This window comes from Kitasatospora sp. NPDC056731 (genome assembly GCF_040687675.1).
In the GTDB taxonomy this organism is placed as follows: domain Bacteria; phylum Actinomycetota; class Actinomycetes; order Streptomycetales; family Streptomycetaceae; genus Kitasatospora.
In genome coordinates this window covers 70,499-93,191 of sequence record NZ_JBFBNR010000033.1, presented here as the reverse complement: position 1 = coordinate 93,191, position 22,693 = coordinate 70,499, and the positions used below count along the sequence as shown (strand labels likewise).

16 protein-coding genes and 1 pseudogene are annotated in these 22,693 nt (G+C 74.0%); 9 read left to right on the top strand and 8 right to left on the bottom strand.

Annotation, left to right across the window (positions count from 1 at the left end; translation table 11 throughout):
- Positions 1-636 precede the first annotated feature (636 nt).
- Both AB0R04_RS28455 and AB0R04_RS28450 read right to left on the bottom strand, forming a co-directional pair.
- On the bottom strand, positions 637-1,191 hold the full coding sequence (locus AB0R04_RS28455) for an XRE family transcriptional regulator (RefSeq protein ID WP_363376182.1): 555 nt from the start codon (positions 1,189-1,191) through the stop codon (positions 637-639).
- 6 nt (positions 1,192-1,197) lie between these two features.
- A complete protein-coding gene (locus tag AB0R04_RS28450; protein ID WP_363376179.1) occupies positions 1,198-3,438 on the bottom strand; it encodes a helix-turn-helix domain-containing protein in 2,241 nt (746 codons plus the stop codon).
- 327 nt (positions 3,439-3,765) lie between these two features.
- Here AB0R04_RS28450 and AB0R04_RS28445 point away from each other — a divergent pair.
- Positions 3,766-3,984 (top strand): annotated as a pseudogene (locus AB0R04_RS28445) (helix-turn-helix transcriptional regulator); the annotation flags it as partial.
- Positions 3,985-4,124: 140 nt separating this feature from the next.
- Here AB0R04_RS28445 and AB0R04_RS28440 read toward each other — a convergent pair.
- The 3 genes from AB0R04_RS28440 to AB0R04_RS28430 all read right to left on the bottom strand — a co-directional run bounded on the left by AB0R04_RS28440 (position 4,125) and on the right by AB0R04_RS28430 (position 6,089).
- Positions 4,125-4,631 (bottom strand): aegerolysin family protein, encoded by a 507-nt coding sequence (locus AB0R04_RS28440; RefSeq protein ID WP_363376176.1) that lies wholly within the window; start codon positions 4,629-4,631, stop codon positions 4,125-4,127.
- Between the two features lie 522 nt (positions 4,632-5,153).
- The gene (locus AB0R04_RS28435) at positions 5,154-5,516 is read right to left on the bottom strand and encodes a DoxX family protein (protein ID WP_363376173.1); all 363 of its coding nucleotides are present in this window, start codon (positions 5,514-5,516) and stop codon (positions 5,154-5,156) included.
- A gap of 42 nt (positions 5,517-5,558) precedes the next feature.
- Positions 5,559-6,089 carry a cupin domain-containing protein gene (locus tag AB0R04_RS28430; RefSeq protein WP_363376170.1) on the bottom strand — a complete coding sequence of 177 codons (531 nt, stop codon included), beginning with the start codon at positions 6,087-6,089 and terminating at the stop codon, positions 5,559-5,561.
- An 80-nt stretch (positions 6,090-6,169) separates the two neighbouring features.
- On the opposite strand from AB0R04_RS28430, the gene AB0R04_RS28425 reads away from it, so the two are divergent.
- The 3 genes from AB0R04_RS28425 (at position 6,170) to AB0R04_RS28415 (ending at position 8,894) form a co-directional block, all read left to right on the top strand.
- The gene (locus tag AB0R04_RS28425; RefSeq protein ID WP_363376168.1) at positions 6,170-7,024 is read left to right on the top strand and encodes a LysR family transcriptional regulator; all 855 of its coding nucleotides are present in this window, start codon (positions 6,170-6,172) and stop codon (positions 7,022-7,024) included.
- 146 nt (positions 7,025-7,170) lie between these two features.
- The gene (locus AB0R04_RS28420; RefSeq protein ID WP_363376165.1) at positions 7,171-7,590 is read left to right on the top strand and encodes a YciI family protein; all 420 of its coding nucleotides are present in this window, start codon (positions 7,171-7,173) and stop codon (positions 7,588-7,590) included.
- Positions 7,563-8,894: a sigma-70 family RNA polymerase sigma factor gene (locus AB0R04_RS28415; protein ID WP_363376190.1), complete on the top strand. Its 1,332-nt coding sequence runs from the start codon at positions 7,563-7,565 to the stop codon at positions 8,892-8,894. Before AB0R04_RS28420 ends, AB0R04_RS28415 begins: the two co-directional genes overlap by 28 nt.
- A gap of 58 nt (positions 8,895-8,952) precedes the next feature.
- Here the strand turns inward: AB0R04_RS28415 and AB0R04_RS28410 are convergent, their stop codons facing one another.
- The gene (locus AB0R04_RS28410) at positions 8,953-10,140 is read right to left on the bottom strand and encodes a serine hydrolase domain-containing protein (protein WP_363376162.1); all 1,188 of its coding nucleotides are present in this window, start codon (positions 10,138-10,140) and stop codon (positions 8,953-8,955) included.
- 224 nt (positions 10,141-10,364) lie between these two features.
- Between AB0R04_RS28410 and AB0R04_RS28405 the strand changes: the two genes are divergently transcribed.
- The 3 genes from AB0R04_RS28405 to AB0R04_RS28395 all read left to right on the top strand — a co-directional run bounded on the left by AB0R04_RS28405 (position 10,365) and on the right by AB0R04_RS28395 (position 15,831).
- Positions 10,365-11,087 carry a MarR family transcriptional regulator gene (locus tag AB0R04_RS28405; RefSeq protein ID WP_363376160.1) on the top strand — a complete coding sequence of 241 codons (723 nt, stop codon included), beginning with the start codon at positions 10,365-10,367 and terminating at the stop codon, positions 11,085-11,087.
- 467 nt (positions 11,088-11,554) lie between these two features.
- Positions 11,555-14,299, top strand: coding sequence for a M4 family metallopeptidase (locus AB0R04_RS28400; protein ID WP_363376157.1), 2,745 nt, complete (start codon positions 11,555-11,557; stop codon positions 14,297-14,299).
- Between the two features lie 269 nt (positions 14,300-14,568).
- Positions 14,569-15,831, top strand: coding sequence for a serine hydrolase domain-containing protein (locus tag AB0R04_RS28395; RefSeq protein WP_363376155.1), 1,263 nt, complete (start codon positions 14,569-14,571; stop codon positions 15,829-15,831).
- On the opposite strand, the gene AB0R04_RS28390 is transcribed toward AB0R04_RS28395, so the two are convergent.
- On the bottom strand, positions 15,814-19,242 hold the full coding sequence (locus AB0R04_RS28390) for a BTAD domain-containing putative transcriptional regulator (protein WP_363376152.1): 3,429 nt from the start codon (positions 19,240-19,242) through the stop codon (positions 15,814-15,816). The genes AB0R04_RS28395 and AB0R04_RS28390 overlap by 18 nt on opposite strands.
- Before the next feature lie 275 nt (positions 19,243-19,517).
- On the opposite strand from AB0R04_RS28390, the gene AB0R04_RS28385 reads away from it, so the two are divergent.
- Entirely contained in the window at positions 19,518-19,793 is a 276-nt protein-coding gene (locus AB0R04_RS28385; RefSeq protein ID WP_363376149.1) for a hypothetical protein, read from the top strand.
- A 92-nt stretch (positions 19,794-19,885) separates the two neighbouring features.
- On the opposite strand, the gene AB0R04_RS28380 is transcribed toward AB0R04_RS28385, so the two are convergent.
- Positions 19,886-21,211 (bottom strand): cytochrome P450, encoded by a 1,326-nt coding sequence (locus tag AB0R04_RS28380; RefSeq protein ID WP_363376148.1) that lies wholly within the window; start codon positions 21,209-21,211, stop codon positions 19,886-19,888.
- 274 nt (positions 21,212-21,485) lie between these two features.
- On the opposite strand from AB0R04_RS28380, the gene AB0R04_RS28375 reads away from it, so the two are divergent.
- Positions 21,486-22,589: an NADH:flavin oxidoreductase/NADH oxidase gene (locus tag AB0R04_RS28375; protein WP_363376145.1), complete on the top strand. Its 1,104-nt coding sequence runs from the start codon at positions 21,486-21,488 to the stop codon at positions 22,587-22,589.
- Positions 22,590-22,693: the final 104 nt, after the last annotated feature.

The window sequence follows — 22,693 nt, the reverse complement described above, 5'->3', positions numbered from 1 at the left end:
ATCGGGCTCGCGCTGGCGGTGGGCTTCGGTCTGCTGGTTCTGGTGGGCGGAGTCCAGGTGGCGGCCGGTCCGACCACCTACGCATCCCTCGGCTGACCGCCGAGCGGAATTCCCGCGCAAGCGCGGGAATCGAATTCCGCAAGCGGAATTCCCTTGCTTCGCAAGGGCCCTGCCCTTCGCTGCGCTCCGGGCAGGGCAGTACGCCTCCGCTGCGCTTCGGCGGGATTCCCGCTGCGCGGGAATCGAATCCTCGCGCAAGCGAGGATTGAATTCCGCAAGCGGAATTCCCCTCCGGCAAGCCGGAGGTAGGACACGCAAGCGGGGGAACTGAATTCCGCAAGCGGAATTCAGTGAGCTAACCGGCAGCAGTGCATCACTCCTGCGCTGTGTAAACGCAGGAACTCCGGTCCACATCCCACCATTTGACCTCCCCCCACCTCACAACAGGTCAACACCAACGCCCTTCTATCCTCCTGTCGAGCCTGGTGGACTCCGCTTCGCTCCGCCCACCCTGAGCGCCCGTCACCATTCACCCTGAGCCGTCGAAATGGGGGAAGCGTGCCACCCGAGTTGCGGGTGGCACGCTTCGGTGCATCGCAATGATGCACCGTGTAGGTTCAGTGTTCCTGCCTGGTGTCAGTACTGGACGTCGATCGCCTGGATTCCGGTGAACTCGACTTCGAGTCCGGCGGCGCGTCCGCCGTCCTTGAAGTAGGTTTCCTGGAATCCCTCGGCCATGATGGCGCGCATCTGTTGGTCACCGGCGCCCTGGTCCTGGGCGGTGAAGAGGCGGCCGGCGTAGGCGGGTGGGAGGTGGACGGTCAGGTGCCGTAGCCGGGCCTCGTCGGTGGTGCCGACGGGGGCGGTGTAGCCGAAGTAGGCCCACACCTCGACGGTGATGCCCGTGCTGGTGGCGGCCCTCTTGCGGGCCCGGCGGCGGATGCCGGGCTGCCACACTCGTTGGACCTCGCGCTTCAGGGCTTCGCGCAGTGCGGCCCTGGGGGTCTTGCGTTGGCCGGCGAGGTAGCGCTCGACGGTGCGGCGACTCACGCCGAGCCGGGCCGCCAGGGCGGCGGTGTCGCCCTTGGCCGCCTTGGCGAGCAGCCGCATCTGGGCCTGCGCGCTCTTGGGTGGCGCCTTGGTGAAGTGCTCGGGCGCGGCCCGGTCGATCGCGTCGGTGATCTCCTCCACAGCCTCCTACTTCCCTTCGATGGTGCTGCTGTCGTAGCCCTTGATGTGGCGGGCCGGGTTGATCGGCTGGTCGCGCTCCAGCCAGTCCACGACGGTGAGCATCTGCTGGATGCCCTCGACCTTGGCCAGGCCGGGGGTGGCGCCGAGGCGGAAGGTGCCGGGCAGCACCTTGCCGGAGCCGGTGAGCGGCAGGAAGCCGAGCGGGTCCGTGGTCGGGGAGGCGTAGACGACGCAGTCGTTGTTGACGCCGAGCGGGTAACGGCCGTTGGCCTTCGCCACGTTGGCCATCTTGCGGTGCATGTTGACGCGGGCCTTGGCGATGACCGCGGCCCGGATGTCCGGGCGCCAGGTCTCCCGCTCCAGCGCCGGCCACGGCTCGCCGGGCTTGTAGGTCAGGCCCTGGGGGCGCTCTCGCAGCTTGCCGATCCCGAACTTCACCGTCGACTTCACCGCCGAGAGGACCATGGCGATCTGATGGTGGCGCCAGGTGGCCGAGGCGAGCTGGTCGTCGCCCATCGCGGCCAGGTGGCCCAGGCCCTCGCCGGCGAGCGCGGCGCGCAGCGCGTCCAGGTCGGTGCCCGCGTTCTTGAGGAGGCGGTGGGCGGTCATCGCGGCGAGGAAGGCGCGTTCGTCGGTGTCCTTGTCGGTGGGGATGCCGGCCTCCGCCATGGTGGTGACGTAGGCCTCGCGGAGGCGGTCGTGCCAGGGGTCGAGGTAGGCGCCGCTGTGCTCGCGCAGGTAGGCCTCGGTCGGGGTGACGTCGTGGCCGAGTTCCTGGGCGTAGGCGACGGTGGGGGTGGTGTACCAGGCCGGACCGGTGGGGGGGGTGCCGGTCGGGGTGAACGGGCTGGGCAGGCGGGGGTCGGTGGGGATGTGGGACAGGTCGACGAGCCAGCTGCCCGGGGTCTTTTTGTCGAAGTGTGGGTTGGTGACGTGGAGCGGGCCGGACAGGCCGACGTTGAGGCGGGCGGCGGCGGCGAGGTAGGCGGTGTTGATGTCGATGCCGACCGCGAACGGTTCGATCATCTCCGCTTCGGAGAGGGTCTCGACCGGGCGGATCCACTGGTAGGACTCCTCGTCCAGGAAGCCGCCGGTCCAGCCCTGTGCGGCGGGGTGCTCCGGCGGGACCTCCGGTGGCGCTGCCTGGACGACTTCGGTCAGCGCGCCCGGGTTCGGTCCGGACACCCACCCGCCGCTCTGCTCGTCGCGTACCGCCCTCGTGGGCGGGCGTAGCGCGGTCATCAGTTCCAGGCCGCTGGTGGCGCTGGAGCCGCGGGGGGTGATGACGCGTTGGGCGTAGACGCCGAGGACGCGGGCGAGGTCGGGGGCGGGCAGGTGGGCGGCGTCGCCCCAGGCGCGGGTGTCCAGGGCGCGCCAGGGCAGGACGGCGAGTTGTACGCATTGGCGTCGGCCGTCTTTGACGGGCTTGTAGATGCGGGCCCAGGGGCCGAAGCCGCGGCGGGTGAGCTGCCATTTGGAGCGGGCGAGTGCTTTGACGATCTTGTGGTCGTCGGGCAGGCGCTGGGTGCGGCGGGTGGCCGGGTCGTCGTCCAGGGTGGGTGGCAGGCCGAGTTTCTGGGCGGCGGCGGCGGTGAGGACGATCAGGGGGTCGGAGTCCTTGCCGTTGCGGTGCAGTCGTGGGGTGCCCAGGCCGGATTCGGTCAGGGCCCAGGTGACCAGTTGTGCGAGTGTGGTGGCGGGGCAGTCCAGGAGTAGGCCGCCGACTGCGTAGGCGGTGCCGTCGTCGTCCAGTACTGCGAGTGGGCCGTGGGGGTATTGGGCGTCGCTGTGTGGTGTGGGGCGGGCTGCGGGGCGCAGCGGTTGTGGTTGTGGTTGTTCGGCCGGTTCCGTCGGCGGGATGCGGTCGGGGCGGGGGCTGTCGTCGTCCGGATTCGCGGTGTCGTCGGTGGTGGGTTTCGGCTCGGCCTTTGTGGGGGTGGGGGTTGGGGCGAAGGCGGCCGGGACTTCTTCGACTGTGCGGGCTGCGGGGGCGGGGGTGGGGTGCTGTTGGGCCCAGCCTTCGAGGAGGCGTGCGTAGGCTTCCAGGCGTGGTGGCCTCGGTTCGGAGCGACCGGCTTCCCAGTTCTTCACGGATTGCACCGTTGACTTCAGTACCTGGGCCAGTCGCGCTTGGGTGACTCCAGCGGCCTCTCGGAGGCGTGCTCTTTCGGTTGGCTCCGGCAGTTGTGGGCCTGGGTCGTTCAGTAGTGCGTCCACTGCTGCGAACAGTTCGTCCTGTGTGGGCATCGGAACTCCACCTCCTCGCCCTACACTAGTTCATTTTTAACCCTGGAATTGAAGCTCTTTGGCGGTGGTGTGGCCTTGTCTATGTGGCTGTTCCATGGGGTTTTTGGCTGTCGGGTTGTTCGTTGGCGGAGGTGCTCTTAGCCCTGGAACATCTGGTGTTCGGGGTGTGGTGGCGGCGGTGGTGGTTGGGGGGTGTGGGGCGGGGTCGGGGTGGCTGGTGGTGGGGCGCTGCGCGAGGCGCACGCGGTGGCGCTGCGGCTGGCCGCGCCCGCTCCGCAGGCCGGGCAGGCGCCCGCCGCCGGTCGCCTCCTCGACCTGACGGCGGGGGCGTTGCGCGAGGGCGGGGTGCGCAACAGGAACGGCGGGCACGCGCTGACGCCCGCCGAACGGCGCGTGGCCAAACTGGCGGCGGCGGGGCACACCAACGCCCAGATCTCCTCCGCGCTGTGTCTCACCCGCCGCACCGTGGAGACCCATCTCACCAACGCCTACCGGAAGCTGCGGATCGCCCGGCGTACCCAGCTGGTGGCGGTACTGGGAGGGTGAAGGCGGTAGGCGGCAGGTAGGGGGCGCGGGCGGGCCCGGGGCCACGGCAGGGCGGTCGGCGGCGGGCCGGGGCCGAGCGCCCCCGCCCGGGTCACGGATGGACGTGACCCGGGCGGGGGCGCTGGTTCGGCCCGGCGTGATCAGGACTTCGACAGGTTGAAGGAGATCGCGGTGTTGTCGCCGCTGCCGCCCTGCCAGGTGCACTTGTACCCGGACGGGGCGGAGCAGCTGTAGCCGTTGCTGCCGGTGTAGGGGTTGTTCCAGTACACCCTGACCTTGTTGCTCTCCCCGGACACGTCGAAGGTGACCTCGCCCTCCGTGCCGGTCATGAAGCCGTCCGACTCGCTCGCCCACTTCGCGGTGACACCGGGCTGGACCATGGACGGGGGCAGCATGTTGTCGGACCAGATCCCCCACCGCAGGCTGGAGCCGGAACGGACCAGCAGCTTGCCCGAGTTGTTGGTCAGGTTGATGCTCGTGCTGCGGGCGGCGGTGACGCCGGGCACCACCGCGTCGGCGGTGTCGGCCCCGGCCGACCGGGACGCCGGCCAGACGTCGAACTTGACGCCGGCGTTGTTCCCGCTGCCGCCGCTCTTGTAGCAGGCGTACCCGGCCGGGACGGAGCAGCTGTAGCCGTTGCTGCCCACGTAGGGGTTGTTCCAGTAGATCTTGATCTCGCCGCCGGCGAAGCCGTAGGTGATGTTCCCAGCACGTAGTACGCCGCCTGCGCCTCGACGAACGAGTCGTACCGGCCGGCCCAGCGCCAGATCGCGGACGCCGACGCGCCGTCCTGGGCGGCGGGCGACGCGGAGGCGTGTGCGCGGGCGGGGGAGGCCACGGCGGCGTGCGCCTGGGCGGTGCCGCCGGCCAGGACCGCGGCGGCGATCGCGGCGCAGAGCGAGGCTGAACGAATTTGCCTGTGCATGACAAATATCTCTTCTGGGCGTTCCGCGTGAACGGCCGGCCACCTGCGGCGGATCGGCCCCGCCCCGACCCGGCTGCGGGATGCGGTGGCAGTCACAGGCTGACACGTGACCACCACGCTCGGGCATCGTGGAAAACCGCGAACTTGGCACGGTGTACGTACCGAGGGCCTGCGGACGGGACGGGGCGGGGACGGAGCGGGGACTGAACGGACGGGGCGGAGCGGGGGCGGGGGTGGCGTCCGGTCACATCCCGGCGGCGGCCGGCCAGACGGTCGCGGCCGCGGCCGCGAGGAGCCCGGCGTTGAGCGCGACGCGGCGGTCCCCGCCGGTCAGGTGCACGGCGATCGCGCCGGTCTGCAGGAGCACGAACCCGACGGCCGCGGCCGGGGCCAGCCCCGGCGCGACACCGACCCCCGGCGGCAGCAACAGGCCTGCCGCGCCCAGGAGTTCGACCGCTCCCAGCGCCCTGACGGCGGGCAGCGGTACGCGGTCCACCCAGGCCATCATCGGGCGCAGCCGGTCGCGGTCGCGGGTCGCCTTGAGTGCGCCCGCGTAGAGGTAGAAGGCGGCGAGCGGTGTGGCGAGGAACCAGTAGGCGATGGTCATGACGTCCTTTCACGGTCACCGCCGGCGGGTGACGCGTGGGCTTCAGGCCAGGTCGGCGGCGGGCTCGGTGACGGGCTTAGTGACGGGCTCGGTGGCGGGCTCGGTGGCGTAGCGGCTCATCGTGCGCAGGCCGGCCTCGGGGGTCGGCGGCCCGCCGTCGGCGGCCATGTCCCGCAGGTCCCGGAAGTACTGCAGGTACAGGTCGGGGGTGAACACGCTGAGCATGACGGCGCTGTGGTCGCTCACGTTGGCGAAGGTGTGCGGGGCGCCGGGCGGGACCATCACGAACGTGCCCGCGCTCGCGTCGTGGTGCTGGTCCCCGACGGTGAAGCGCACCGTGCCAGAGATGACGTAGAAGCCCTCGTCGTGGCGGGCGTGGCGGTGCTGCGGCGGTCCGGGGGTGTGCGGGGCGAGGAGGGACTCGGTCATCGCCAGGCGGTGCCCGGTGTGGCTGCCGTCCTCCAGGACGCGCATGCGCGTGGTGCCCATGACGATCGTCTCGCCCTCGCCGGGGGCGACCACCGATACGGTGGGGCCGGCCTGCGGTTCACTGGTCTTCGCTGTGTCGGTCATGTTCCGAGTGCACCGCCGGGGCCCCGCCGGTGTCCAAGACCCGTTCCACCACGCCGATACCCGGCGGGTATCGTCGCAGCGTGGAGCTACGTACCCTGCGCTACTTCGTGGCGGTCGCCGAGGAACTCCACTTCGGCCGGGCCGCCACCCGCCTGCACATGAGCCAGCCGCCGCTGAGCCGGGCGATCAAGCAGCTGGAGAAGGAGAGCGGCGCCCTGCTGTTCGCCCGCTCCCCCGCCGGCGTCACCCTCACCCCGGCGGGAACCGTGCTGCTCGACGAGGCGCGGGCCCTGCTCGACCGGGCCGAGCGCCTGCGCGCGCGCGTGGCCGCGGCGGCCGGCGCAGCGACCCTGACCGTCGGCATCCTGGGCGACGGCACCGACCCCGGCATCACCAGGCTGGCGGCCGCCTTCCGCCGCAGCCACCCCGGCGTCGAGATCCGCGTGCGCGACACCGACCTGACCGACCCGACCTGCGGACTGCGCGCCGCACTGGTCGACGTCGCCCTGACCCGCGCGCCGTTCGACGACACCGCCCTGGCGGTGCGCGTGCTGCGCACCGACCCGGTCGGCGCGGTCCTGCGCGCCGACGACCCGCTGGCCCGGCGCGGCCGCCTGGAACTGGCCGACCTGGCCGAGCGCCGCTGGTTCCAGTTCCCCCCGGGAACCGACCCCCGGTGGCAGTCGTACTGGAACGGCGGCACCCCGCGCGAGGGCCCCGTGGTGCGCGGCGTCCAGGAATGCCTGCAGGCCGTGCTCTGGAACAGCACGGTCGGCCTGGCCCCGCTCGGACACGACCTGCCCGAGAACCTCACCACCGTCCCGCTGACCGACATGGCGCCCAGCCCGGTGGTCGCGGTGTGGAACGACGGCGACACCAACCCGCTGGTCCGCTCGTTCACCGAGATCGCGACGGCCGCGTACCGCCAGGTGTGACAGGTGTGAGAGGAGGCCGCCCTGCGAGAGGGTGGCGTCCGTCGAAAAAAAGTGGTCCCGGATCCGCCCGCCGTGTCGATCCGCGGCCACGCCGTTCGACCTGGGATGGAGAGGGTCGGAAAGCGGCCCCCGAGCAAGGAGTGACGATGTCGAAGTACATGCTGATCATGCGGGGCACGGACGAGAGCGTCGCGAAGATGATGGAGACGCCCTTCGAGGAGATGCTCGAAACGGTGGGCCGCTTCAACGAGGAACTGATCCGGGCGGGCGTGCTCGTCGCCGCCGAGGGCCTGGACGACCCCTCCCAGGGCGTGGTGGTCGACTTCAGCGGACAGAGCCCGGTGGTCACCGACGGCCCGTACGGCGAGACGAAGGAACTGTTCGGCGGCTTCTACCTGATCGACGTCGCCTCGAAGGAGGAGGCCGTCGAGTGGGCCAAGCGGCTCCCGGCCATCACCGGCTCGAAGGTCGAGATCCGCCGCGTGCCGGGCATCGAGGAGTTCCCGCAGGACAACGAGTGGATCGCCAAGGAGCGGGCCTGGCGCGAGCGGACCGGCCAGCACTGATGCCCACCACCCCCGACGGCCCGCCGAGCACCGAATCGGCCCGGCGGGCCGCCGAGGCCCTCTGGCGCATCGAGTCCGCCCGGATCGTCGGCGCACTGGCCCGCTACACCGGGGACTTCGCGCTCGCCGAGGACGTCGCCCAGGAGGCACTCGCCGAAGCACTCGTCAGCTGGGCCCGCGACGGCGTGCCCACCAGCCCGGTGGGCTGGCTGCTGGCGACCGCGCGCCGACGGGCCATCGACGCCTTCCGCCGCGCCTCCGCCCTCGACGAGCGCCACGCCCTGCTCGCGGGCCAACTCGCCGAGGGCCAGTTCAGCTCCGGCCCGACGGCCGCCTCCGGCCCGCCGCACGAACTGCCGTGGGACCCCGACCGGGTCGACGACGACGTCCTCGCGCTCATGTTCACCGCCTGCCACCCCGTGCTCTCCCCCGAGGCCCGGGTCGCCCTCACGCTGCGCGTGGTGGGCGGCCTGTCCAGCGAGGAGATCGCCCGGGCGTTCCTCGTACCCACCGCCACCGTCCAGGCCCGGATCACCCGGGCGAAGAAGACGATCGCCGCGGCACACGTGCCGTTCGAACTGCCGCCGGCCGAGGACCGGCGCGAACGGCTCGGCGCCGTCCTGAGCGTCCTGTACGTGATCTTCACCGAGGGCTCGACCGCGACCGCCGGCGACCACCTGCTGCGCCCCGACCTCGCCTACGAGGCACTCCGGCTGGCCCGGACGCTGGCCGCCCTGCTGCCCGCCGAACCGGAGGCGTGCGCACTGCTCGCGCTGTTCGAACTCACCGCCGCGCGCTTTGCCGCCCGCACCGCACCCGACGGGGAGGCGGTGCTCCTGGAGGACCAGGACCGGCGCCGGTGGGACCGCTCCGCGATCCGCCGCGGCCTGGCCGCACTCGGCCGCGCCGCCGCCACCGGACGGGGCCTCGGCCCCTACGGCCTCCAGGCCGCGATCGCCGCCTGCCACGCGGCGGCGCCCTCGGTACAGGAGACCGACTGGGAACACATCGTGCTCCTCTACGAGGCACTCGGCCGCGTAGCCCCCTCCCCCGTCGTCGAACTCAACCGGGCCGTGGCCGTCGCCATGGCCGACGGACCCCAGCAGGCGCTCCACCTGGTCGACGAACTCGCCACCTCCGGCCGGCTCTCCGGATCGCACCTGCTCCCGGGCGTACGCGGCGAACTCCTGACCCGGCTCGGCCGCACCGCCGAGGCCCGCGCCGAGTTGGAACTCGCCGCCCGGCTGTGCCGCAACACCCGCGAACGGTCGGTACTACTCCGCAAAGCAGCCAACCTGACGTGACCCCCGGGCGGGCGGGCGGCCGTCTCGTGCCCAGCCGGGAGCGTCACGTGCCCGGCCGTCACGAGCCGGGGCAGAACTCCGCCTCCAGCTCGGAGGTGAACACCGCGATCGGCCAACTCCCCTCGACCCAGTCGCCGTTGACGTTGGTGGCGAGCAGGTGCCGGCCGTCGCGGGTGCCGAACACGTAGGACCACGAGCCGTTGATGGCGCCGCCCATGCCCCAGACGGTGGGGCCGCAGTCGAGCCTGACGCCCGCGACGCCCAGACCGTAGTCCGCCTGGTCGATCCACTGGTGCCCGGTCGGGATCATCGTGAACATCTCCCGCTGCTGGGCGGGCGGCAGGAGCCGTCCGCCCAGCAGGGCGGCGAAGAAGGTGTTCAGGTCGCGGACGTCGGAGACCATGTCGCCGGCGGCCCAGCCCCAGGACGGGCTCAGCTCCGTCACGTCGTAGGCGGTGGCGTTCGGCCCGGTGAGCCCCAGACGCGAGTACTCGCGCCCGTGCGGCCCGTGGATGGCGGTGTCGTCGGAGGAGGGTTCGTAGGTGCCGGTGAGGCCCAGCGGGGTGGTGATCCGCTGCTCGATCTGCGCGGCCAGGGTGCCGCCGGAGGCCCGTTCGACGATCAGGCCGGCGAGGACGTAGTTGGTGTCGGAGTAGGTCCAGCCGGTGCCGGGCGCGAAGTCGGGCCGGTGGGCGAGCGCGATCCGGACGAGCTGTCCGGGGGTGTAGCTGTCGAAGCGGTGCCGCAGGAAGGGCAGGCCGCTCGCCTCCTGCCGGACCTTCTCGTCCATCGCGTAGTTGTAGATGCCGCTGGTGTGGTTGAGGAGCTGGCGCACGGTGATCCGGCCGCCGTCGTAGCCGGGGGCGTCGAGGAGGCCGGGCAGCCAGCGCTCCACGCTGTCGTCGAGGCTCAGCCGCCCCTCGGCGGCGAGCTGGAGGACGACGGTGGCGACGAAGGTCTTGGTGGTGCTGCCGATACGGAACCGGTCCTGCGCGAGACGGGCCCGCCCGGTGGCGAGGTCGGCGACACCCGCACTGCCGAACCACCGGCGGTCGCCGTCCCGGACCTCGGCGACCGCGCCGGGCAGACCGCCCGTGGCCACCGCCCGGTCCAGCACCCGCTGGACCCCCGGGTGCCCGCCCCTGCCCTCCGGCGCGGGCGCGGCGAACGCCGGTGCGGCGGCGGCGCCGGCCAGCACGGCCCCGGCGAGCAGGGTGGCGACGGCTGCGCGCGTGGTGGTTCCCATGGCGTGTTCCCCCTCGATGTGGTGTCGCGGTTCGGGAAGAAGCTACGAGCAAATTCACATAATGGTCAATACGAAACCTGCCGATGGTGGATGTATTCGCAGGTAGATACCACAATATTCTTGCAATGAACCTCCCGGTGAATGCAACAGAACGTCGCGACTCCATTGCAACAGTGGGCGAGCCGGACGGATACTGTTCACGCGACGGAAGGAGACGAGGACGGATGCCCGGAGCCAGGCTGACCCCGCAGGACCGCCACCGGATCGCCGCCGGACTGGCCGAAGGGCTGGGCTACGGCGAGATCGCCCGGCAGATCGAACGGCCGACCTCGACCGTCACCCGCGAGATCGCCCGCAACGGCGGGCCCTCCGACTACCGGGCCGAACACGCCCAGCGCGCCACCGCACAGCGCTCCCGCCGCAGCGGCACGACCGCCCGACCGGCCGCCGCCACCACGCCGCCGGCCGAGGGCCGCGACCCGCAGGCGGTAAGCGAATTCGCCGACGAACTGGCCGAGCTGCTGGTGCACAGCGGCCTGCCCCGCATGGTCGCCCGGGTCCTCGCCTGCCTGTACGTCACCGACGACGGCAGCCTCACCGCGGGCGAACTGGTGCAACGGCTGCAGGTCAGCCCGGCCGCCGTCTCCAAGGCCGTCGGCTACCTGGAGGGCCAGGCGCTGATCCGCCGCGAACGCGGCGAACAGCAGCGCCGGGAGCGGTACGTCATCGACGACGACGTCTGGTACCGGGCACTGCTGGCCAGCGCCGAACGGAACACGATGCTCGCCGGCGTCGCCCGCCAGGGAGCCGAAACGCTCGGCCCCGGCACACCGGCCGGCGCCCGGATGGACGACGCCGCAGCCTTCCTGGACCGGATCGGCCAGGACATCGTGCGCTCCGTGCGGCAGTGGCGGGAGGAGAGCCGGCCCGGATCGCAGACCGGCTGATCCCGAGCGCCCCCCGCGGGGCGGTCGGGTGAGACGCGCAATGGTCCGGGCGGGTGGGACTCCGCACCCGATCGGGTGCCGTATCCGCGGACACGCGGCGGGTTCTTCGACAAGGTGGCCACGGTGAGCCGGCCGTCGGCCCCCGGGGCGTGCCGGCGGCCCGGTGGGGGCTGGTTCAGGCCGTGGGGCCGGAGGCCGAACGGGGTAGAGCCGGGTGCGCAGCTGCGTCTCGGCGCTGCCGGGCGACGCCCCGGGAGCCCCGGGAAAGCGTTCGTCCGGGGCGGGTGCGCCGGGCGGGGGGCGACGAACTCGGCGGGAGGGCGCGGCCCCGCGGGGGCGGCCGGAGGGCGGCGACCGGCTGAACCGGGCCTGTCCGGTGCCCCGTTCCTCCGTGAAAGGCAGCTCTGTCGTGCTGCCGTCACTGCCGATTTCCGTGGAGGACCGCAGTGCATCACCGTTCCCGTCCAGTGGCCAGGGTGCTCGGCTCGGGCGCCGCCCTGAGTCTGGCGCTGGCGCTCACCGTGACCGCCTCCCCCGCCCTGGCCGCGCCGCCGGGCCCGACCGCCGAGTCCGATCCCGTCCCCGCCCTGGTGGCCGGTGAGGGCACCGCCGCCCCGCAGTTGGTGACCGGGCTGTCCGAGGCGGCGCCCGGCGGTCCGGTCGAGGCGGCCCGGGCCTATCTCGCGGCCCACCTGGACCGGTACCGGGTCGATCCGGGGCAGCTGACCGAGCTCGCGGTCGAGCGCACGGCCGCCGACCGGCGCACCGTCAGGTTCCAGCAGTACCACGGCGGCATACCGGTGCTCGGCGGACAGTACCTGGTCCGCCTCACCGGCGAGGGGGCCGGCCAGCGGGTGGAGTCGGTCGGCGGCAAATACTTCACCGGGCTGACCGCGCCGACCGCCCCCGCCGTGCCGGACGCGGTGCTGCGCAAGCTCGCGCTCGACTCGCTCCCCGACCCGCGCGCCCGGGCCGGGGCCACCGCCGAGGACCGCGGCCTGGTCGTCCTGCCGGGCGGCACCGGCCGACTCGCCCGGCACTTCACCGTGCACACCGCCGACCCGGGCAACGGCGAACCGCTGGTCCGCGAGGTCTACGCGGACGCCACGCTCGGCGTGGTCGCCCTCGCCCACGACTCCTCGGCCCCCTACCAGGTCAGCGGCGCCGACGACACAGGGGCCGGCGCCGCCCGTGGCGCGGCCGCCGCCGAACCCGCCACCGGGACCGCCCCCGACCTCCTGGGCCGCACCGTGCCGGTGAACATCTCCCGCCAGCCGGACGGAAGTTACCAACTCGTCGACCTCACCCGGCCCGTCACCATCACCACCTACGACGCGACCGGACGGGACTACAACGAGTTCAGCGGCCGACTGCCCGACGACAGCCTCCCCGTCGCCTCCCCGGGCCCGGCCTTCCCCGCCTCCACCGGCACCAGCGGCGCCACCGACGCCCACCTCAACGCCGCCGCCGTGTACGGCTTCTACCACGACCGGCTCGGCCGCGACGGCCTGGACGGCAAGGGCGGCGCGATCACCTCCGTGGTGAACGTGAGCAACCGCGGCAAGCCCTTCCCGAACGCCGCCTGGGACGGGCAGAAGATGCTCTACGGCAACGGCAACGCCAGGTTCCTGCCGTTCTCCGCCGCCCTCGACGTGGCCGGGCACGAGATGACCCACGGCGTCATCCAGCACACCGCCAACCTGGTCGGCGACGGCCAGTCCGGGGCGATGAACGAGGGACTCGCCGACTACTTCGGCAACGCCATCGAGGTCACCGCCCGCGGCATGTCCATGGACGACCCGGCGGCCCCGCTGATGGGCGAGAACCTGTGCCGCACCGGCACCCCCAAGGACTGCGCGAACCGCCGCCTGGACGACCACCGCACCACCGTGGACGACTACCTCGGCGCCGGACTCGACCTGGACAACGGCGGCGCGCACCTCAACGCCACCATCTTCAGCGGCGCCCTGTGGGACATCCGGCGCACCCTCGACCCGCTCACCGCCGACCGCCTCGTCTACCGGGCGATGGCCGAATACCTCACCCCGCTCGACGACTTCGTCGACGGACGCAACGCGGTGCTCGCCGCCGGCCGGGCCCTCAAACTCAGCGGAGCCCAACTGCGCAAGGTGGCCGCCGCGTTCGACGCACACGGGATCAAGGCCGGCTGGCAGAACCGGCTCGGGACGGACACCCGCCCGCTGCTGCCCGCCACCTCCGCCCCGGTCGGACCGGCCGCGGGCGGAGGCCACTGGGTGATGGGCAACACCGACCCGAACGGCAAGGGCGCGACAGCCCTGTACACCGGCTCCACCACCTCCCCCGGCACCCCGACCCGGCTCAGCCCGGACGACGGGCGGATCCACGGCTGGGCCGCCACCGACGGCACGTCCGCCGTCTGGCTGGCGATCGGACCCGACGCCACCGGCACGTGGGGGACGGAGGTGCTGACCCGCCCGCTGTCCGGCGGCCCGGTGCGCAGCGTGTTCCACTCCCCCGACCAGTCGCCCGGCAGCGTCCGGGTGTCCGGCGGGGACATCGCCTTCACGGTGACCGACAACGACACCGGCCGCACCCGGGTCCGCCTCTCCCACGACGGCGCCCCGCCCGTGGAGCTCCCACTGCCCGAGGGCCACAACCTCACGTCCTTCACGTCCCTCGCGTTCAAGGACGGCCTGCTCGGCTGGATCGAGTCCTGGACGGCCGACGGGGCCGGCGTCCAGGCGCCGACGGTCTTCTCGACCGCCACCGGCAAGGTCGCCGCCCAGTACCCGGTGAGCACCCCGAACGGCACCGACCCGCCGTACCTCGCCTCCCCGCTGCTCGCGGGCGACCGGCTGCTCTGGCTGGCCGCCCCGGCCGACCGCACCCGCCCGACCGCCTTGCGCTCCGGCGCCCTGGACGGCTCCGGCGTGCGCGACCTGCTCTCCGCCGACTCGCCGTACACCCCGGCGGACATGGAGCTCACCGCCACCGACCAGGCCATCACCTTCCTGCACCGCAGCGCCCAGCCGAGCAACGGCTGGTCGAACGCCGCGCTGCCCAAGCTGTACCAGCTGCCGGTCGGCGGCGGCACCCCCGTGCGGGTCTCCTGCAACCGGGGCAGCCAGTTCCACGCCGCCGCCGACCAGGGCACCCGGACGGTCTGGCTGGACGCCACCGCCGGGCGCAACGACCTCGTGGTCCGCGACCGCCCGGCCGGGTCCTGCTGATCCGAGCGCGGCCGCGTCGTCCGCCCCGGTGCCGGCGGGCACCGGGGCGGACGGCGAGGCGGACAGCGGATCCGGGGTGGACGGCGGGTGCCAGCGTGCTGTGCGCGGTTTGCCAGCGGCGGGCCACAGGCTGGGGCCGTCCAGATCACCCGGCAACCAGAGGGAACGGATCCATGTCGCCAGCCACTTCTCCTTCTTCTCCTCCTTCTTCGACTGACCCTTCGCCGTCCCGGACGGGGTGGTCGCGCCGCCTGCGGCTGGCGCCGCTCGTGCTGACCGCGTCGGCCCTCACCGTGGGACTGGCCGCCGGTCCGGCGCTCCCGGCCCCCCTGACCACCGCCGGGTCCGCGCCCGCCTCGACCCGGGGCGGGGCCGAGGCGCAGCGGGCTCAACTGGAGAAGTTGGCGCGGCAGTTGGTGGCTGCCGGGGCGCCGGGGGTGGTGGTGCGGGTGGACGACGGCCGGGGCCGGCCCGTCGAGATCGCCGAGCAGGCCCCCTGGGCCGCGGCGGACCAGCGGCTCGCGGTGGGGGACGAGTTCCGGATGGGCTCCAACACCAAGACCATGATGGCCGTGATCGCCCTGCAACTGGCCGCCGAGGGGCGGCTCGCGCTGACCGACCCGGTGGAGGCGTGGCTGCCGGGCCAGGTGCCCGACGGCCGGGCGATCACGCTGCGGATGCTGCTGAACCACACCAGCGGCCTGGCCGACTACACCGAGGACCCCGCCGTCCTGCCGTCGATCCTCGGCAAGGACCCGCACCGGTGGACCTCCGCCGAACTGCTCGCCGTGGGCGTCAAGCGCCCGGCGCTGTTCCCGCCGGGCACCCGGTGGTCCTACAGCAACACCGACTACGCGGCGGTCGGCGCCGTCCTGGAGCGGGTCACCGGGGCGAGCCTCGCCGACCTGGTCCGCGACCGGATCGCCCGGCCGCTGAACCTGAAGCACACCTACCTCGCCACGGACGGCAGCTGGCGCGGCCGCCACGTCCGCGGCTACGAGCCGGACTCCGCCCACATGCCGGCGGGGGTGCCCGCCGCGTTCCGGGACGTGGCCGGGGTGCACCGCGACGGCCGGGTGGACGTCTCCGGCAACGACCCGGGCTGGGGCGGGGCGGCCGGGGCCGTGGTGTCCACCGCGCAGGACTGGTCCCGCTTCTACAACGCGCTGATGTCCGGCAGGCTGCTGCCCGCGGCCCAGCTGGCGCAGCTGCGCACCACCGTGCCGATGGACCCGCAGAACCCGGTGGACGGGCCCGGCTCCGGCCTGGGCATCGAGACGGGCCGCACCCCCTGCGGCACCGTCTGGGCCCACGACGGGGGGATCACCGGCTACTCCAGCACCAACCTCACCGACGGCACCGGCAGCCGTACGGCCACCGTCCTGATCGCGACCGAGTTCCTGTTCGAGTTCGGGGCCGACGCGAAGCTCACCGCGGCCGGCCAGGCCCTGCAGGGTGCGGTGACCTGCGCCATGTTCGGCAAGCCGGCCCCTGCCCCGGCTCCGGATCCGGCTTCAGTTCCGGCTCACTGACGGGGGCGGCCCGGCCACGGGTGCGGGTGCGGTGATGATCGCGGACAGCAGGTCCCTGGCCTCGGTCCGCGCCATCGCCGCACCCGCGGCGTGCGCGGACGCGAACCCGGCGGCTCCCAGGTCGGCCGTGGCCCGCCCCGCGATCCTGTGCACGTCGGTGTCGCCGAGGTCGTCCGAGCCCCGCAGCAGGTCGGCGGCGCCGAGCAGGAGCGCCGCCTCCCCCGGCCGGCCGCGGCACAGCTCGATGTCGGCGGCCGCCACCGCGATCCGGGCCGCGACCGCCGAGTTCCAGGTCAGCACCAGGTGCACCGCCGGGTGGTCGAGCCGGCGCACCGCCGCGTCGGGCAGGCCGTCCGCCGCGTCCAGCTGCGCGAGCACGCCCAGCAGCAGGGCGGTGAGGTGCGAGGGCACCGGCTGGCCGCCGGGGGCCTGGGCCAGGGCGGCCAGGGCGTGTGCGCGGGCCTGCTCCCGGCGCCCGGCCCGCCACTCCAGCTGGGCCAGGCCCAGGCACACCAGGGCCCGGGGCTCGGCCCATCCGGCCTGCGCCACCTGGTCGAGCAGGCCCGCCAGCTGCCGCCGCGCGCCGTCCGCGTCCCCGGCCTGGGCGCGCATCAGGGCGGCCTGGACATCGCTGTCGACCGTGTCCTCCTGCATCCCGAGCTCCTGGAAGTACCGGGTGGCCCGCTCGTTCATCGCCAGCGCGTCGGCCAGGTCGCCGGAGCGCCGCCGCAGCGAACCGAGGGTGCTCAGGGCGGTCGCCATGCCCCACCGCTCTCCGAGCGCCTCGAAACCGGCCAGCGCGTGGGCGAGGAAGCCCGCCGCCTCGGTGACGTCCCCGGTGTGCAGGGTCAGCAGGCCCCGCACGAGCAGGGTGAACGGGCCGCTGGAGGGGTCCTTGCGCTCGCCGTCCGGGAAGTCCGGGGAGCCCGGGGAATCCGCGGGGGCTGGAGGGTCGGGCGTGTGCGGGGGCGGCCCGGTCGCGGCCTGCGGCTGCGGGCCGGCGATGGCCGCGGCCAGCCGGGCCAGCTCCAGCAGGGGATGGACACCGGGGTCGACGCCCGCCATCGCCGCCTCGATCCGGCCGAAGGCGGCCGCCCTGTCCTCCGGCCGGCCGATGGACTCGGTGCCGACCTCGTACGTCGCGATCACCAGCGCGCGGGCCGCCGGATCGGCCGGCCCGGGGACCTCCAGGACCCGTTCGAGCAGGTCCAGCGACTCCGGCGGATAGCCCCGCATGGACCAGAACCAGCACAGCGCGGCGCCGAACCGGACCGCCGTCGCGGCGTCCCCGGACTCCACCGCCCAGCGGATCGCCGCCAGCAGGTCGTCCCGCTCGGCCGACAGCCGGGCCAGCCAGCGCAGCTGGTCGCGGGTGCGCAGCCGCGGCTCCGCGGTCTCGGCCAGGGCGAGGAAGAACCCGCAGTGGCGTTCGCGGGCGGCGCCGGCCTCCCCGTGGCGGGTGAGCTGCTCCAGGCCGTACTCCCGGATGGTCTCCAGCATCCGGTAGCGGGGCTCTCCCGTGGCGGCGGCTCCGAGCGGGTGCAGCAGCGACTTGTCGACCAGCGCCGCCAGTAGCTCCCGGACGTCGGGGGTGGGGACGTCGTGGGCCTCACGGTCGCCGGGGTGGTGGTCGGCGTGCGGGGCGCCGAGCCCGCCGACCGCCTGCGCCGCGTCCTCGGTGAAGCTGCCGGGCGCCACCGACAGCCGTTCCAGCAGCGCCCGTTCGTCGGCGGCCAGCAGCTTCCAGCTCCAGGCCACCACGGCGCGCAGCGTCTGGTGCCGGGGCAGGGCGGTGCGGCTGCCCCGGGTGAGCAGCCGGAACCGGTCGTCCAGCCGGGCGGCGACCACCTCGGCGGGCAGGGTGCGCAGTTGGGCGGCGGCCAGTTCGATCGCCAGTGGCAGGCCGTCCAGGCGGCGGCAGATCTCGACCGCCGCCGCCAGCGAGCCGTGTGCTGTGGCGAAGCCGGGGCACACGGCGGTGGCCCGGTCGTGGAACAGCCGGACCGCCGCGTAGGCGCGGGCCTGTTCGGGCGTCGAGCCGGGTTCGGGCAGTTCCAGGGGGAGTACCGGGTGCAGGTTCTCGCCGTCGATCCGCAGCGGCTCCCGGCTGGTGGCCAGGACCCGCAGCCCGGGGCACCGGCCGAGCAGGGTCTCGGCCAGCGTGGCCGCCGCGTCGATCACGTGTTCGCAGTTGTCCAGCACCAGGACCGGGTCGTCGTGCGTGAGCACCTCGGTCAGGCGGTCCAGGATCTCCTCGGCGGTGCCGGGGCGGCGGGTCGGGGCCGCGGCGTTCTTGGGCAGGTCGGCCTCGCGCGTGCGCAGGGCGTCGAGCACCGCGCGGGGCACGTCCGCCGGGCCGGCCGGGGCCAGGGCGACGAACCACACTCCGCCGGGCGGTGTGAGCCGGCGGCCGGCGGTGGTGGCCAGCCGGGTCTTGCCGGACCCGCCGGGGCCGACCAGGGTGACCAGGCGGGCTCGGCCGAGCAGCTCGGCCACCCGGCGGATGTCGTCCTCGCGGCCCACGAAGCTGGTCAGCGGCGCGTCCGGGTTGCCGGGCGGCCGTGGTCGGCGGGGTTCCGGCCGTTGGGGCTCCGGCCGTTGGGGTGGCGGCTGTTGGGGTGGCGACTGGTCGGCGGGCGTGCGGTGGCCGGGGGGCGGCCGGTGGTCGGGGGGTGCCGGGAGCTCGCCGCGCAGGACCGCGAGATGGGCCGCCCGCAGCTGCGGTCCGGGGTCGCTGCCGAAGGTGTCGGCCAGCCGGGCGCGCAGCCGCTGGTAGGCGGCCAGGGCCTCGGCGCCCCGGCCGCCGGCGGCCAGTGCCCGGATCAGCTGGGCGTGCAGCCGTTCGTGCAGCGGGTGCCGCGCGGTCAGCGATTCGAGTTCGGCGATCAGCTCCGGTCCGGCGCCCAGCGCGAGGTCGGCCTCGATCCGGTCCTCCAGGGCGGCCAGCCGCGCCCGCTCCAGCCGCCGGGCCTCGGCGTCGGCGAACGGCGCCTCGCGCACGTCCGCCAGCGCGGGGCCGCGCCACAGGGCCAGGGCCTCCCGCAGGGCGGCGGCGGCCTCGGCCGGCCGGCCCTGTGCGTGCAAGTGCCTGCCGGAGCGGGCCAGTTGCTCGAACCGGGCGGTGTCCACCGCACCGGCCTCGACGGCCAGCCGGTACCCGGCCGGTCCGAAGGTGAGCAGCCCGGGGTCGCCCAGGACGCCCCGCAGGCGGGACACCAGTGACTGCAGGGCGTTCGCCTGGTCGGCCGGTGGCGCCTCGGCCCACAGCGCGTCCACCAGGGCCTGGGGCCGGACGGCGCGGCCGGCGTCCAGTGCCAGGTAGGCCAGCAGCGCCCGCAGCCGCGCGCCGCCGATCGGCAGCGGGCCCGCTCCGGCGTCCAGTACCAGGGGTCCGAGCAGGCCGACGCGCACCGGGTCACTATCGCAGCAGCACCGGTTTGAGCGTCAAGTCGCCGGGCGGCCCGTCACGGGGCTGCGGCACCGCGTGGGCGGCGCGCTCCCCCGGCTCCGGCGGGCCCGCCCGTCACGTCCTCGGGGCGGCGATGGGGGGCCCGGGTGAACCGGTAGCCCCGGACAGCCATCCCCGGTAGCGCTCCGCATACGCATGTGTGTGGATGGTGACAGGACGCCATTTCGTGGCAGTCCGATCGACCATCACCACCCTTATCTGGAAGGGCTCTTCCCCCATGCGTACTGCGCGCCGCGTCCTGACCGTCTCCGCCCTCTGCCTCCCGCTCGTGCTCGGCGGGGCGACCATCGCCTCCGCCGCCACGCCCGACAACATCCCCTCCCTGAACTACGACCACGGGGCGTTCTCCGTCGGCCCGAACGGCAGCGCCCTACACATCACCGACGTCCAGTTCGGTCCTGACGGTGCCTCGTTCCTCGACGCCGCCGTCGCGGTGGGCCCCAACGGCGTCGCCGGCTACGCCACCGAGACCGGTATCAGCCTCGGGGGCTGATCCCCTCCGCTCCCCCATGCCGGGTGCCCCGGGACGAACCGTCCCGGGGCACCCGCACGCCCGGGGCCGGGGGCCGCGCGGGCCCGCGGCGTTCACCCGCCCCCGCGCGGGCTGACGAGCATGCGGATGTCGTCGGCCGCCCAGAGGACGAACCGTTCGGTCGGGACCACCCGGTGGCCCGGCACGGGCCGAAAGCGCAGGCGCTTGAGGAGGACGGCCAGCAGCAGTTCGCACTCGACCATGGCCAGGGCGGCGCCCTCGCAGCTGCGCGGGCCGAACCCGAAGGGGACCCAGGCCAGCCGCGCGCGTCCGGCCGCCTGCTCCGGGGTGAAGCGCTCGGGGCAGAACCGTTCGGGCTCGGGCCAGTGGTCGGGGTTCAGGTGGATGGCCCAGAACGGGTAGAAGACCACCGCCCCGGCCGGGACCTCGTACGCGCCGAGGGTGAGCGCTTCGGTGGTCTGGCGCGCGCCGTACGGGCCGGGCGGGTAGAGGCGCATCGACTCCTGGAGGACCGTCCGCAGGTACGGCAGGCGCCGCAGGTCGGCGTACCCGGGGGCCGGGCGGTCGCCGAGCACGCGGTCCAGTTCCCCGGTGACGCGTTCGGCCGCCTCGGGGTGGCGGCCCAGCAGGTGCAGGGTCCAGGAGACGGCCACGCCGGTGGTGTGGTGGGCGGCGAGCATCGTCGCGAGGACGGTGTCGCGGATCCGGGCGGGGCGCTCGCCGGCCTCGACCAGTGCGCCGACCAGGTCGCCGCGGTCGGCGCGGCCGCCGTCGCGATGGGCCGCGATCACCCGGTCGACCGTCGCGCGCAGGAGGGCGAGCGCCCGTGCGGTCCGCTCGGCGCGCTCCTGCGGGTCGACGGCGGGGGGCACCTGGTAGAGCCGTTCCAGGTAGTCGGCGAGCACCTCCTCGAAGGCGGCGGCGACGACGTCCGGGCCCTCGACCTCGCCGCCCAGGGCGTACGCGCAGATCATCCGCAGGGACAGGGCGGTCAGGTCCTGCTGCAGCGCGACGGCCTCGCCCCGGGCACCCCGCGCGGCCCAGCGGTCCGCGAGGCCGGTCGCGAGCGCGGTGAAGCGGTCGAAGGCCTGCTCGTGCGAGGGGCGGCCGGCCAGGACCGAGAGCAGGGTGCGGCGCCACGGGGCGTGTTCGTCCGCCGGGAGCACTTGCAGGTTGCCGGCCTCGAACAGCGGGTCCAGGAAGGAGAACAGGCGCTCGGGGCGGCGGTCCAGGTGCGCGGTGGCCTCCAGCAGCACCGGGTCGGCGACCGACACGGCCGTCTCGGCGCCGGGCAGCTGGAACCGTGCCACGGGGCCGTACTCGGCGTGCAGCCGCAGCTGGTAGGCGTGCAGCCCGCCGGCCTGCGCGATGGCGCCGACCCCGCCGTCCGGCCGGGGGTCGGGACCGGGGATCTTCATCGGACCTCCTGGTGACGCATGGTCGGATCCGCCGCCCGGACGGTGGACGCGGGCGGCGCAGCGCCGACGGCCGTGGGGACCAGGATCGCGCGGGAGCGCGTCCGGCCGGCGGTGGCGACTCCGGGTGAAATTGCGAGCGCTTGCAAGCAATCGGCGTGCACAACTATTGTGGTGTCACGCAAAGTGCACCTGCAATCATTCGAGAAGGCTTCCCCTCGCCCCTCCCGCCCCCGCCCCCGCCTCCGCCTCCGCCTCCGCCGACAGGAGTCCGTCCATGAGCACCACCCTCTTCACCCCCTACACCCTGAGGACCCTGACCGTCCCCAACCGCGTCTGGATGGCGGCGATGTGCCAGTACAGCGCCGCTCCGGACGGCGACGCGGCCGGCGCCCCGACGGACTGGCACTTCACCCACGTCGCGGCACGCGCCACCGGCGGCACGGGGATGATCGTCATGGAGGCCACCGCCGTCAGCCCCGAAGGCCGCATCACCCCCTACGACCTCGGGATCTGGAACGACACCCAGGTCGCGGCCTTCCGGCGGATCACCTCCTTCCTGACCGCGCAGGGCACCGTGCCGGCCCTCCAGCTCGCCCACGCCGGCCGCAAGGCGTCCACCGAGCGCACCTGGATCGACCGCGGCCGCGCCCTCGCCCCGGACGAAGCCCACGGATGGACGCCGCTCGCCCCCAGCGCCCTCCCCTTCGCTCCCGCCCGGACCAGGCCCGACGAACTCACCGAGGAACAGATCCGCGGGATCGTCCGGCAGTTCGCCGACGCCGCCCGGCGCGCGCTCGACGCCGGCTTCCGGGCCGTCGAGATCCACGGCGCCCACGGCTACCTGATCCACCAGTTCCTCTCCCCCCACAGCAACCACCGCACCGACGCGTACGGCGGCTCCTTCGAGGGCCGCATCCGCTTCGCCCTGGAGGTCGTCGACGCCGTCCGCTCGGTGTGGCCCGAGGACCTGCCCGTCCTCTTCCGCGTCTCCGCGACCGACTGGCTCACCGAGAACCCGCAGGACGACCGCACCGGGTGGACCTCGGAGGAGACCGTCCGCCTCGCCAAGGAACTCCTGGCCCACGGCGTGGACCTGATGGACGTCTCCACCGGAGGCCTCGTCCCCGACGCCACGATCGACGCCGGACCCGGCTACCAGGTGCCCTTCGCCGAGGCGGTGCGCAGCGGGGCCGGCATGCCCGTGGCGGCCGTCGGCCTGATCACCGACCCCGTCCAGGCCCAGGACATCCTCGCCGCCGGTAAGGCCGACGCCGTCCTGCTCGGCCGCGAGCTGCTGCGCGACCCGTACTGGGCGCGCCGCGCCGCCGCCGAACTGGGCGCCCGGGTCTCCACCCCCGTGCAGTACCACCTCGCGTAGCGGCGCCCCGGTACGGGCGGTGGGGGGCCCTGCGGTTGCGGCGGCCCGGTTCCGGCGGCGCGGTTCCCCGTGGAGGCCCGCCCCGCCGCCCGCCGGTCCCGCGC